This is a genomic window from Advenella kashmirensis W13003 (assembly GCF_000506985.1).
Taxonomy (GTDB): Bacteria; Pseudomonadota; Gammaproteobacteria; order Burkholderiales; family Burkholderiaceae_B; genus Advenella; species Advenella kashmirensis_A.
Genome location: NZ_KI650979.1, coordinates 1685561 through 1698850, shown reverse-complemented (window position 1 = coordinate 1698850; position 13290 = coordinate 1685561). Strand labels below are relative to the sequence as shown.

General features: G+C 56.4%; 11 protein-coding genes. 5 read left to right on the top strand and 6 right to left on the bottom strand.

The features are described from left to right. The first annotated feature begins 254 nt into the window (after positions 1-254). Positions 255-713 carry a Smg family protein gene (locus tag W822_RS31810; protein WP_024004642.1) on the top strand — a complete coding sequence of 153 codons (459 nt, stop codon included), beginning with the start codon at positions 255-257 and terminating at the stop codon, positions 711-713. 118 nt (positions 714-831) lie between these two features. After that, positions 832-1734, top strand: coding sequence for a tRNA glutamyl-Q(34) synthetase GluQRS (gluQRS, locus tag W822_RS31805; protein ID WP_024004640.1), 903 nt, complete (start codon positions 832-834; stop codon positions 1732-1734). A 36-nt stretch (positions 1735-1770) separates the two neighbouring features. Here the strand turns inward: gluQRS and W822_RS31800 are convergent, their stop codons facing one another. Further along, positions 1771-4479: a GDYXXLXY domain-containing protein gene (locus W822_RS31800; RefSeq protein WP_172642774.1), complete on the bottom strand. Its 2709-nt coding sequence runs from the start codon at positions 4477-4479 to the stop codon at positions 1771-1773. A gap of 441 nt (positions 4480-4920) precedes the next feature. On the opposite strand from W822_RS31800, the gene W822_RS31790 reads away from it, so the two are divergent. From W822_RS31790 to W822_RS31780, 3 genes are read left to right on the top strand one after another with little or no spacing between them, the layout of a single operon-like run. After that, the gene (locus W822_RS31790) at positions 4921-7656 is read left to right on the top strand and encodes a DNA topoisomerase III (protein WP_024004637.1); all 2736 of its coding nucleotides are present in this window, start codon (positions 4921-4923) and stop codon (positions 7654-7656) included. Between the two features lie 37 nt (positions 7657-7693). Further along, complete coding sequence (gene hemN, locus W822_RS31785; RefSeq protein WP_024004636.1) at positions 7694-9055, top strand: oxygen-independent coproporphyrinogen III oxidase; 1362 nt, start codon at positions 7694-7696, stop codon at positions 9053-9055. A 10-nt stretch (positions 9056-9065) separates the two neighbouring features. Beyond that, on the top strand, positions 9066-9887 hold the full coding sequence (locus tag W822_RS31780; protein WP_024004635.1) for a class I SAM-dependent methyltransferase: 822 nt from the start codon (positions 9066-9068) through the stop codon (positions 9885-9887). A gap of 43 nt (positions 9888-9930) precedes the next feature. Here the strand turns inward: W822_RS31780 and W822_RS31775 are convergent, their stop codons facing one another. The 5 genes from W822_RS31775 to W822_RS31760 all read right to left on the bottom strand — a co-directional run bounded on the left by W822_RS31775 (position 9931) and on the right by W822_RS31760 (position 13244). After that, positions 9931-10320 (bottom strand): type II toxin-antitoxin system HicB family antitoxin, encoded by a 390-nt coding sequence (locus W822_RS31775; protein WP_024004634.1) that lies wholly within the window; start codon positions 10318-10320, stop codon positions 9931-9933. Continuing rightward, positions 10295-10510, bottom strand: coding sequence for a type II toxin-antitoxin system HicA family toxin (locus W822_RS46130; RefSeq protein ID WP_024004633.1), 216 nt, complete (start codon positions 10508-10510; stop codon positions 10295-10297). Before W822_RS46130 ends, W822_RS31775 begins: the two co-directional genes overlap by 26 nt. Before the next feature lie 297 nt (positions 10511-10807). Continuing rightward, complete coding sequence (locus W822_RS31770; RefSeq protein WP_024004632.1) at positions 10808-11395, bottom strand: peroxidase-related enzyme; 588 nt, start codon at positions 11393-11395, stop codon at positions 10808-10810. Then, on the bottom strand, positions 11392-11904 hold the full coding sequence (locus W822_RS31765; RefSeq protein ID WP_024004631.1) for a CMD domain-containing protein: 513 nt from the start codon (positions 11902-11904) through the stop codon (positions 11392-11394). The genes W822_RS31770 and W822_RS31765 overlap by 4 nt, the downstream gene beginning before the upstream one ends. A 32-nt stretch (positions 11905-11936) precedes the next feature. After that, positions 11937-13244: an acyl-CoA thioesterase/BAAT N-terminal domain-containing protein gene (locus W822_RS31760; RefSeq protein WP_024004630.1), complete on the bottom strand. Its 1308-nt coding sequence runs from the start codon at positions 13242-13244 to the stop codon at positions 11937-11939. Positions 13245-13290: the final 46 nt, after the last annotated feature.

Sequence of the window (13290 nt, the reverse complement as noted above, 5' to 3'; positions counted from 1 at the left end):
GCGAAAAGTCTTTTTGAATCATGAGCATGAGTGCACTGCAACGACTTTTTATTGCCAATCGGCATTAAACCGTTGCCTGCCTTTCTAAAAACCCGTAAAGTATAAGCATTAAGCCTGCGTAACGGCTGACGGGTGTAGCCTGTCAAATAGCACCATTTATCTACGCTTTCAGCTTAATTCAAGATTTTTGAAGGCGGGATGGTGTCACTTGACTGAAAGGCTATCATTGAATAAACCTTTTGGGGAAACGCATTATGTATGATGTCCTGGTTTATCTCTTCGAGAACTATTACACTCCAGAATCCTGCCCCTCCGCAGATGTCCTGACCAAACGGTTGATGGCTGCCGGCTTCGAGCATGAAGATATTGATGATGCCATCGGCTGGCTTTTCGGACTGGCCGAATCCACGGAAAAATGCGTGGAACTCACCAATATGTCTGACGCCAGCACTCGCGTTTATGCCCCTGCCGAACAGCGCCATCTTGGCGTGGCTGCGATGGGGTTCCTGAGTTTTCTCGAATATTCCGGTGCGGTGGCTCCTGCCCTGCGTGAAATTATCATCGATCGCGCCATGGCCGCTCCCGAAGCGCCACTGTCATTGCAGCACATCAAAATCATCACCCTGATGGTGCTGTGGAGCCAGGAAGCAGAAATTGATCATCTGATTCTGGAAGAACTGGTCACAGACGACGAAGAAAAGCTCTTTCATTGATCGGCAATGCCACCGGCCGGCAACAATGGCCGGCTGGCGGCGCGGCGCCCGACCCAGAACACATTGGTACCGGCCGCGCGCACAAAAGCATTTTGTTTGCCACTCCTAACCACTCATTTTGCCCAAGCCGTTCTCATTCATTCACGCCTCGTACACGGGGCGCTTTGCCCCCAGTCCCAGCGGCCCACTGCACGACGGATCGCTCGTTGCCGCCATGGCCAGCTTCCTGGACGCGCGTGCGCACCAGGGCCGCTGGCTGTTGCGGATCGAGGATATTGACACCCCACGGGTGGTACCCGGTGCGGACCAGATTATCCTGTCCCAATTGACCCAGCTGGGTATGAACTGGGACGGAGACGTTCTCTGGCAGTCTGCCCGCCTGCTGCGCTATACCGAGATATTTGAACAACTGCAATCAGCCGGGCACATCTATGGTTGCGCCTGTACCCGACAGGAAATCGCCGACAGCGCCCGGCAGGCGGGTTTACTGGGCGAGGACGGCGAACGCCCCTATGCCGGCACCTGCCGTTTTGGGATACGTGACGCACGCGCGCCCCGGGCCTGGCGCGTCATCGTGCCTGACGAATCCTATGTGTTTATCGACCGCTGGGTAGGCACGCGCACGCAGAATGTGGCGCAGACGGTTGGCGATATGATTGTGAAACGCGCCGACGGCCTCTTTGCCTACCAGTTGGTGGTTGTGGTGGACGATCACGACCAGGGCATAACCGACGTTGTACGCGGCCAGGACCTGCTCTCCTCTACCGCACGCCAGCATCAACTGGCCCGCATGCTGGGTTTTACACCGCCACGCATGATGCATGTTCCATTGGTGCTGGACGCAGAAGGACGGAAACTCTCGAAACAGAATCATGCCCAGGCGATTGACTTGCAGCAGCCATTGAAAAGCCTGCAACGAGCCTGGGCAGCCCTGGGTTTTGATGTGCTGCCCGTCACGACGCTGCCTGCTTTCTGGGACAACGCGGTGACGGTATGGCGACAACGTTTCAATATCGGGTGATACGGATAACAGGACCCGCAGTCACCTGCGTGCACATCACAGCCGGTTCTGCTTCTCATCAAGCAGCCCGACCAGCAACGCCGTCCCATCGCGACTGACACGAAACTCGCCATAACGGGCATGGGCAAAATGCTCGCCTCTTCCTTCCTGGAAAAAGTATGCATCAGTCACAAACAGAATGCCGCCGTTAATGCGCCTGCGATAGCGCACCACCACATTGCCGGGCTGTTCGGGTGCCGTCAGTGCCGGTAACGTTCTCGTGAATTGAAAGACGCCCTGTGCATCGGGCGACAGCTCAACGTAATGGTGAGAATAATCTGAAAACACATCTGCCTGGTCGGCTCCTGGCGTGACAAAATTGAGCGTCATGTAATCGCCCTGCATAAGAGAACGAGGATCAACCGGACGCAACGCCACCACAAAACGCGTGCCATCGCGAATGATGGCCTCTTTGCGCACGACATCAACATTGGCCAATGCCAGGACGGCAACCAGCCCCAGCAAAATAGCGGCCATCACTACGGTGTTCTTGCGCATCGGATACCCTTCGCGCCCAGACACGCCGGCCCCCTTGGGAGAAACAGATTCGTTACGCAGTGAAAACGAAGGTGCAGATGAAGACATATGCGTGCCCGCACTGGCAACCGTGCCTTCTACCGTTACCGCGCCCTTTGAGCCCGCCCAATGCCAGATCAGCGCAATAACCAGCAATACCACGCCCTGTCCCATCAGGAAATGGGCCTTATCCAATAAAAGAAAAGATAGCTGATAATAAAACTGCGCCAGAAAAATGATGATACTGACAATGCCAACCGCCAGCATGCTCCGATAGCGTAACTCGTAACCGAGCACGCAGAGTAACAGACCGATCTGCACGCCGGGTAGATCGCCCCAAACCGCGCCCAGGCCCAGCAGGACCAGCAGCACGACGACGCGATCCCGCCATGGCACCTGCCGCCGGCTGGCCGATAGCCACGCGACGACAACGGGCAACAGGGCAAACACCATATTGCTGAGGTAATACAGGGGAAACCGGGCAGGCAGACGCCACTTTTCCAGCGCAAGGGTCAGCATGGCCTGCCCGCCAGCCTGATCCTGAACCACACCGTAAGACTCACCATACATATAGACAAAGCAGGCCCCCAGCGGCAGGCACAGCAAGGCCCAGGCCAGCGTTTTATAGCGAACTGCCCACGCTCTGGGTAAAGCCATCAGGATGAGGGTTGCCAGCGCCATATAGACAGGAGCTGGTTCATTCAGAAATGAATACCATCCGACACGTGATTCAAAGGTGTCAAAACCGGAGGAATATTGCAGCCACACGTCTGCCACCAGGAGCAGCGCCACTATCGCGCACAAAAACTGATACCACGGGGCGCGATACAGGTGATACAACAGCATAAAACCGACCGCCAGCCCCAATGCGGGCAAAGGAAAGGGCAGTCCGAAATAGGCGTGCTCTGACACCTCGAAGGCCAGTAGCAGGGAGCCTGCCAGGACCAGCGTCGCACCGACGACCCGGCGCCGTTCACCCAGCACGAAATACCCCACTAGTCCGACGACGATGCAAAGCGCACCCGCGACCGTCAATTCAATATCCAGCAGCAGGATCAGTGCTACCCCCAGCAAGAACAGAAAGCCGAATGAAAACAGAAACAGCAGCGGCCAGTGGCGGGTCGGTTCCGTCCTGTCATTGGCACGAATATCGACCGAACCCGTTGCACCGCCAGGCGCAACAGCATGGCTGACCGGCATTGTTTCTGCGTCGCCCGCCCCGGGTTGTGAGCGATGGATTTGCCGCAACCAGGAGACGCAGCCCAGCAGCCCGACCAGTCCGACAATAAACGCCAGCACCACGCTCAGCTCGATGGATTCGGCAAACAGCCAGCTGACCAGCAGAACAAAACTGCCCGCATACAGCACGGTAAAGACCGCCAGTTGGGACAGGATAAACGCATCGGGACGCAGTTTTCGGTAGACATGAAAACCCGCTGCGACGATCACAGCAACAAAGACCGCCTGCAACAGCAGATCCTGATTCAGCCTGTCGCGCATAATATATTCAATATACGCAGCAAGCGTACCGAACAATGCAACCAGCGTGGCCAGAACCAGCAACCTTGGCACCACCCGATATGGATCGTTAAAGCGCGCCCGCAGGCACTCGGCCAGGGCAAGCAAAACGGCATTGACCACGACCAGCGTCCAGGCGTCGCTCGCAAGGGAATGGCCGTCCGGCAACCGGATCAGACTTCGCTCACCCAGCAGCAGAACCACGGCTGTATTCAACACCACGAGCCAAAGAACGATGACGAACCAGCTGCGCGCCGCCCATAGCCAGGGGAGCATAAGCACGGCCCACCAGGCGAACAGCGTCCATGGATCTGCCCCGGTCTGATACGTTTGACCCAGCAGCGCCAGCAGGCCCCCTATTACCACAGAGGCCAGAAACAGGGCACCGGCAAAGGCCGGCACGCCTGCCACACCGGAAGCCAGTGCCGGCCGGCACCGCGCGCGCCAGGCCAGGACAAGCGCAATAACGACCGTGACAGCCAGCAATCCCTGCACGCCCGCGATGCGTTCAAACTTGCCCAGGCCATCCCAGTTCGCAGCGATCCAGGTCACCACGCCACTGGCCAGCAGCCCCACTGCCAGTACGCGCAAGGCTATACGAAAAAAATCCCGCCAGGCAATGCCTTGCGAATCTGTCGCTGCCGATGCGGCATGATGCGTTGATACATGCATGATTTGATTGACCTCTTTATGATTCCCGGCATGGGCAGCGCCCTGACAAGCACGCCACCCGTTGCAGAAAATGACAGAATCATGAATAAAGGATGAAAAATAGCACATCCCTTATAAGTGCGTAACATCGGAAAACCATAAAACCGCTGATTGTTCAAAATCCGATACACCGGCGGATCAAAAAATCCTGCGATCTGCTCACGCGACGCCATTGAATCTCAGGCCCGCACCATGCAGTAAACCAGGAAAGCTCAATTTCGTTCATGGGCTCCGCGGACTTGCGCGAAACGATTCACCTCCCTTATTATCCGCGCTTGGGCTGGCGTCACAATGCCGGTCACAGAAATATAACCGGAAACCGTTATCCCTGTTTCCGGCATAACCGTGTAGTACACTCGGTGAAAAACAACACCCGCTTGCGGTTTATAACTTCGGAATACCATGACGAAAACCCTGATTATCGCTGAGAAACCTTCAGTTGCACTTGATATCTCCCGTGCATTGGGTGGCATGCACCGTGAAGGCGACTACTTTGAAAACGACCAGTATGTCCTGTCGTCCAGCGTAGGGCACCTGCTTACCCTGACCAACCCCGACGATGTCGTCCGGGGCAAATGGTCCTTCAATCATCTGCCGGCCATTCCCGCCAAGGCGTTCGACCTGCGGCCATCTGACAAAAAGTCCACCGACCGCCTCAAAATGCTGGTGCGCCTGCTCAAACGCAAGGATGTCACCGCCATTATCAACGCATGTGACGCGGGCCGCGAAGGCGAGCTGATTTTCCGCTACATCATCCAGTATTCGGGCGTCAAAAAACCCATCAAGCGCCTCTGGCTCCAGTCCATGACCCGCAACGCCATTGTGGAAGCCTTTGACAATCTGCGCGACGACAATGTCATGAAACCGCTGGAGGCCGCTGCACGCTCCCGCGCCGAAGCCGACTGGCTGATCGGCATCAACGGCACCCGTGCCATGACCGCCTTCAACAGCAAGGACGGCGGCTTCTTCAAGACGCCGATCGGGCGCGTTCAGACGCCGACGCTGGCGATTGTGTTTGAACGCGAAGAAAAAATCCGCCAGTTCAAATCCCGTGACTACTGGGAAGTGCACGCCACCTTCGTGGCGGCCGGCGGCCTGTACGAAGGCAGATGGTTCGATCCCGCTTTCAAGAAAGATGAACACGATCCCGAAAAAAAGGACAATCGCCTGTGGTCGGCAGCCAGCGCTCAGTCGGTCGTCGTTGCCTGCCGCGGCAAGAGCGGTACCGTCAGCGAAGAATCCAAACCGTCGACCCAGATGTCACCCGGGCTGTTTGACCTGACCTCTCTGCAGCGCGAAGCCAACTCCCGCTTCGGCTTCACCGCCAAAACCACGCTCGCGCTGGCGCAAAGCCTGTACGAACGGCACAAGGCCCTGACCTACCCGCGTACCGACTCACGTTACCTGCCCGAAGACTACCTGGGGACAGTCAAACAGACATTCGACGCCATCGTGGGCGCCGACTCGCTACTGGCGCGCCGCAACGCGCCCTTTGCCAGGAAAATCCTGCAAAACAGCTGGGTCAGACCCAACAAGCGTATTTTCGACAATAAAAAGATTTCCGATCACTTCGCCATCATTCCCACCCTTCAGGTGCCCAAGGAACTGAGCGAAGCCGAAGGCAAAATCTATGACCTCGTCGCCAAACGTTTCATGGCCGTATTCTTCCCCCCCGCAGAGTTCCGGGTCACCACGCGTATTACCGTCGTTGCCAGCCATCACTTCAAAACCGAAGGCAAGGTGCTGGTCAAACCGGGCTGGCTGGAAATTTACGGACGAGAGAACCAGGAAAGCGATGCAACCCTGGTGCCAGTGGCAGAAAACGAAACCGTCAAGACCGAAGATATTGCGGCCAAAGAACTGGCCACCCGTCCTCCGGCCCGCTATACGGAGGCCACCCTGCTGTCAGCCATGGAAGGCGCAGGCAAACTGGTCGATGACGACGAACTGCGTGAAGCCATGTCCGAGCGCGGCCTTGGCACGCCAGCCACCCGCGCCACCATTATCGAAGGTCTGCTGAACGAACAATACCTGCGCCGCGAAGGTCGGGAACTTATCCCTACCGCCAAGGCACGTCAGCTCATGACGCTGCTGGTCGGCCTCAACGTGCGCGAATTGACCTCACCGGAACTGACCGGCGAGTGGGAGCACAAGCTCAAGCAGATCGAACAGGGCCAGCTGGACCGCGAAGCCTTCATGCGCGAAATCGCGCAGAGCACGCAGATCATCGTCAAGCGCGCCAAGGAATACGAACAGGACACCGTGCCGGGCGACTACGCTACCCTGGTCACGCCCTGCCCGAACTGCGGCAGCGTCGTCAAGGAAAACTATCGCCGCTATGCCTGCACCAACTGCGACTTTTCCATTACCAAGCACCCGGGTGGCCGCACCTTTGAAATTCCCGAAGTTGAAGAGCTGTTGCAAAACAAGACCCTGGGCCCGCTTAACGGCTTTATCAGCAAAATGGGACGGCCTTTTTCGGCAATCCTGCGTATTACGCCGGAAAACAAACTGGAGTTCGATTTCGGCCAGTCCGACGACGACAACAGCGAACCGCTGGACGTGTCCCAGCTGACTGCGATCGGACAATGCCCGAAATGCACGGGTAGCGTCTATGACACCGGCATGAGTTATGTCTGCGAGAACTCGGTCAGCGAGAAGAAAACCTGCGATTTCAAGTCCGGGCGCGTGATCCTGCAACAGGAAATCAGCCACGAACAAATGGGCAAACTGCTGGGCCAGGGCAAAACCGATCTGCTTGATGGCTTTGTGTCCAATCGTACCAACCGTAAGTTCAAAGCGTACCTTGCCATGTCGAAAGCGGGTAAAATAGAGTTTGAATTTGAGCCCCGCCCTGCCAAAACGGCAAAAACGGCCTCCAAGTCGGCTACTAAAACCGCGAAATCAGCGGCAAAAACGGCAGCTGCTGCGGCCGATGCAACCGACGACAAGGCGCAGGCCACGGGCGGCAAGGCAGTCAAAAAGGCTGTAAAGAAAACGGCCCGCAAGGCCGCCAGCAAGACTGCAGCAAAGAAAACCGCAGTCAAGAAAACCGCTACGAAAAAGGCTGCCGTAAAAACCGCAAGCAAGCGGCCTGCGAAAACCGCCGACCCGGACGACACCGAGCCCGCATTTTAAGCGACCCCCGCCCTACGCCCGGGGGCGCACGTACAGAATGAACACACTTATTCAGAAATACAACATCCCCGGCCCGCGATACACCAGCTACCCCACCGTCCCGTACTGGGACGAGGGCAGCTTCGATACCGACGCCTATCTGCAGACTGTCAAACGCAGCTTTGCCGAATCCAACAGCAAGGAAGGCATCAGCCTGTACATCCACCTGCCGTTCTGTGAGGTGCTCTGTACGTTCTGCGCCTGTCATAAGCGCATCACGAAAAAGCACAGCGTAGAAGAGCCTTACGTTGATGCCGTGCTGCGCGAATGGGCCATGTACCGCAAGCTGCTGGGAGACAAACCCGTCATTCGTGAGATCCATCTGGGAGGCGGCACGCCGACCTTTTTCAGCAGCGCCAACCTGAAGCGCCTGCTCAACGGTATACTGGACGAGGCCATTGTCCACGAACACCACGAGTTCAGCTTCGAGGGACATCCGAACAACACACGCAAGGAACACCTGCAAACCCTGTACGACCTGGGTTTCCGGCGTGTCAGCTATGGTGTGCAGGACTATGACCCCATGGTCCAGAAGGCCATCCATCGCATCCAGCCATACGAAAACGTACTGAACGCCACCGACGCCGCCCGGCAGATCGGCTATACCAGCGTCAGCCATGATCTGATTTTCGGCCTGCCTTTCCAGACCTGGGAAGCCATGGAAGCGACCATCAAGAAAACCATCGCGCTCAAACCCGACCGCCTGGCTTTCTATTCCTATGCCCACGTGCCCTGGATCAAGGGTAATGGTCAGCGCGGGTTCGACGAGAATGACCTGCCCTCGGGCGAGCAAAAACGCGCCCTCTACGAGAACGGCAAACGGCTGTTCGAGGAACTGGGCTATGTGGAAATCGGTATGGATCATTTCTCCCTGCCCTCCGACACCCTCTACCAGGCCATGCTGGATAAAAACCTGCATCGCAACTTCATGGGCTATACCGCATCCTCGACCCAATTGATGATCGGCTTGGGCGTTTCGGCCATCAGCGATACCTGGTACGGCTTCGCGCAAAACGAAAAAGTACTGGAAGACTATTACGCCCGCGTCGAGAGCGGTGCGCTGCCCCTGTTCCGTGGCCATCTGCTCAACGACGAAGACCTGGTCATTCGCCGGCATATCCTGAACCTCATGTGCCAGTTGCAGACCAGCTGGGCCGATCCGGCCATGCAGTTTCCCGAGTTGCCCGACGTGCTTGAGCGCCTGGCGGAAATGGAAAATGACGGCCTGATCCGTATTGGCACCGACCGTATCGATATTACGGAAGCCGGTCGCACATTCGCACGCAATATCTGTATGGCCTTTGACCTGCGGATGCTGCGGCATCAGCCAGGCGCCCGTATTTTCTCGATGACGGTGTAAAGGCACAGGCATGACGCTTATTCCGGAAATCAAGCCGCAGCAGTCCATCGAATTGCTCAAGGAACTGCATATCCTCACGCGCGAAGGCAAAATCAACCAGGATACGCGCCGCAAACTCAAGCAGGTCTATCACCTGTACCAGTTCATTGAACCGTTGATGCAAACCGTGCTGGACGATCGGCAGGCGCTCTCGCTGGTCGATCACGGCGCTGGCAAGTCCTACCTGGGGTTTATTCTGTACGACCTGTTCCTGAAGGAACACGACAGCGCGACGGTGTATGGCATCGAATCGCGCCCCGAGCTGGTAAAAAAATCCGAAGACCTGGCCCGTCGGCTTGGATTTGCAGGCATGCAATTCAAGGACATGACGGTCGAGCAATCGATCTCGTCAGCCGATCTTCCTGAAAAAATCGATATCGTCACGGCGCTGCACGCCTGCAATACGGCCACCGACGATGCCATTCGCTTTGCCCTGGCGCGCGACGCCCGCTTCATTGTACTGGTGCCCTGCTGCCAGGCCGAAGTGGCTGCGGCGCTGCGCAGCACCAAAGGCAACACGCTGGGCAAGACACCCCTGTCCGAACTCTGGCGTCATCCGCTGCACACCCGCGAATTCGGCAGCCAGATCACGAATGTCCTGCGCTGCCTGCAACTGGAAGCGCGCGGCTATCAGGTGACCGTGACGGAACTGGTAGGCTGGGAGCATTCCATGAAGAACGAATTGATCATCGCAAAAAAAACCGGCGGCTTCAAGAAAAGTGCGCGTGAACGGCAGCTGGCGATTTTGAAGGAATGTCATCTGGAAGGGCTGCAGGAGCGGTTTGCGTATTGAGCTCACCTGTAGAGTCATAACGACCTCGGCCATTTACCGTCAGTCAGTGAGTCGCTAATTCCTTTTCTGCGGCAGCAGCCAGATAGGCGGATCTGGACATATGCCTGGCTTTGGCTCTTTCGTCAATCCGATATACCAGCTCTTGCGGGAGACTGATGTTGAGGCGAACAGACCTGGTACTGATTTTGGATAAATCAATATTGACCAGCATCCAGCATCCGTCTTGAAAGCGTTCGTCCGTCAGCCACGTTTCAAAAGAAGACGGTGGAGGAATCATCGTATCTTCCCCTTCGAAATAAACCTCCACAGCTTCTTGTGCCATTCGGGGTAAATCCGCAATTTCGTCGGCTGCAGTGAAACAGCCCGGAAAATCGGGAAAAGTCACACCGTACGCACTCTCAGGATCTTTATGGATATAAACGGGGTACAGCATCAGGACCTCCACTGCCAGCCTGCCTGGCGATAGATACTACGTAAGGTGCCCAAGGGACGTCTTTACGGGGATGCGGAACGACGACATGGCCAGCTTTCATGGGATGCTTGAATTTCATATGATCGCCTTTACCTCCTACCCAAACCCAGCCATCGGCTTTCAATAGTTTGATGACTTCACTGCTCTTCATTGTGTAATTATACACAACAAATATCTGATTTTTATTTTCATGGATCCGATCGCTTCGCGAGCAAATCTCGCTACATTGGGTTTCCCAGTCATCCAAGAATGGAATGGGAAGGTGCGCAACCCAATGAACAGAAAAAGCGATGGCTCAATGAATGGTTGTGAAGCGAGGGGCAGACGGGAGCAGCCCATTCTCGAGCTGGCCGCGACAAGCTCATCATATTCAGGGACGGACAGGCTACCTTAGCCCGTCCCATTTACCTATCAACACTCGCGTGCATCATATTCAGGATAAGACTATTCATTCCTTCGGAAAAACCGGTTCGCCCAGGTTCTGCATCAACCGGTTGGCCCATCCGAATACCGAGACCGAATGAATCAGGTCCAGCATTTCCACTTCATTGAACCCCTGATCTTTCAGTACGCGCAACCGGTCTGCATCAAATCCTGAAACGTCGCGCGTCAGCGCCGTGGCAACCTCAATCACGGCTGCATCGCGTTCGTTTTTGGCGGCCGTCGCAAGATCCTCGAACACGTCGCGCACGATCTCGTTGCGCTTGGCCAGTTGCTCGAACCGCTGCGCATGCACCGATGCACAATACACGCAGCCATTGATGCGCGACACGGCCAGCGCCCCCAGTTCACGGTCGGCGCGATTCAGGCCGCCTGGCGCATACATAATGGCGTTGTAGGTATAGGAACGCTGATCCAGAATATGCGGCTCATGTACCAGCAGCAGGTAATAATCAGACGTCTTGGCCTGCGGATGGCTGGCTTCCAGCACCTTGTTCTGTTCAGGCGTGGCGGCATTGGCATCCACGACATCCAGCCATGCCTTCCAGCCCAGTGTCTGGTTGGTAAATCCATTGGCTTTGATTACCTCGCTCATGCTGCGTCCTCCAGTTTGCGCATTGCCTTCAGGCCGGCCACCAGGCGAATCTGGTACGCCAGAAAACCGATCAACTGTCCCAGCACGACCACGTCTTGTGTGGACAGGCCGGATTCTTTCAATGTCAGCAATGCTTCTTCATTGCCTTCTATCGGATCAAGAATCAATTTCTTGGTAAATTGCAGCACGCTGTTCAGCTCGCATTTGACGATATCTTCTACGTGATCTTCGCTCACGATATGCACCAGCTTTTCTTCAATGCCGGCCAACAGCGCCTGCTCGGTGTAGTGAGCAGTCAATTCAGATGCTTTCATCAGGCTGCTGGCGTACAGGGCAACCAGCCAGCGGTCTTTCAATGGTAAATGCAATTCTGGTGAAAACAGGGCCTCATAACTGGCCTGCGTGCCATTTTTCACCTTTTCCCGGAACTGCCGGGCCTGCCATGTTTTGCTGTCCGGCTTCAGATCGAGCAGCGTATCGATCAGATCGGAGGACTCTGCGCTTTGCATGATGTTTCCTTTACTGTATTGTTGCGTTCAATTCATTGTTCACGTGCCAGATGCGCTCTCACAGCGTTGCGCAAAAAGTCTTTGACGGCCGCCCAGGTATGTTCGTCCGACTGCGCATTGGCTGTCGGCGTGCCGCCACCGGTATTGATTTTGCCAGATACCGGATGTGCATAGACCAGTTGCGTCGTCGGTACATAGGGAAACACAATACTGTGTCCCCCATCCTGGGTATCCACCCACTGCACCACGTGCGCAAAACCGACTTCATGCAAATGATCGTAAACCATTTTGCTGTACAGGCTGGATGGCCAGGCGCCATCGTCGGTGGCAGACAGCAAAATGACCGGCCCCTGGATTTTTTCAACTTCGATGCGCGCCCGTGCTACGGCATCGCTATCCTGCAACGCCGTCATAATCGCACGCGCATGCCGATGCGGTGAAGGCCCCTCATCAAATGGCGCCCAGGTGGCGGTTTTATTGTCCTGCCACACATGCGTCAGCGGTTTGCCATCCAGTAGCCAGGCGGGTCCTTCGCGGCCGACTTGCGGATCAGCGGCGTTCTGTCCGCTATGCACGACCGCGCCCGGCACGTAGGCGACCACAGCGCTGACATCTTGCGGATAAATGCTGCCCAAAAGCAGCACCAGCTCGCCACCGCGCGACTGACCGCTCAAGGCCACAAATCCGCCCAGCGGCTGTTGTGTCCTGCGCAGCCAGTCCAGGCCTTTCTTGAAGTATTCCAGCGGTGTGTTGGAGATATAGTCAGACAGACCGGGCGCTTTGAAATAGCCTAGTGCAAATGCAATATAGCCACGAGAGGCGTACAGTGCACCGCGCGGTTCGTTGATGCCCCCGCCCGAGCCATTGAGAATCATCACGGCCGGATGCGGCCCCGGCGTTGCAGGCAGAAACAGCGTACCCACCAGACCGTCTTCACGAACCTCGATGCGTTGCACCCCGTCAGCCATCAGATGTTGTGTCAATGTCGCTGTCAGCGTTTGTGTGCTGGTGAGTGCACTGATCGTGGTCACGAGCGGCTGGGACACCGTGTTGGCAAACATTTCCCGCTGGCCCTCTTTTTCTGGCACCTGCGACCACAGCAGGCCCATGGGCGAGACACCCTCATAGCTGCCGGTCAGCGGCGCCTGCGAGGACAGATCGACCACGCCCTGGGCATCGGCCACGAACTCGGCCTGGCTGCGCCACATGACGCTTCCGGCGCGCTCGGTTTGCGCCTGAATGGTAATCCGCTGCGCGGGTGCAAGCCCTTCAACACGGATGGCCCGGGGCTCGTCTATCAGCGCATCGGCTGGTGTCACCGATAAAATTTCATTTGACATAGTTATTCCAGAAAATCGTAGCATCCCGCCATCAAACATGTGACCT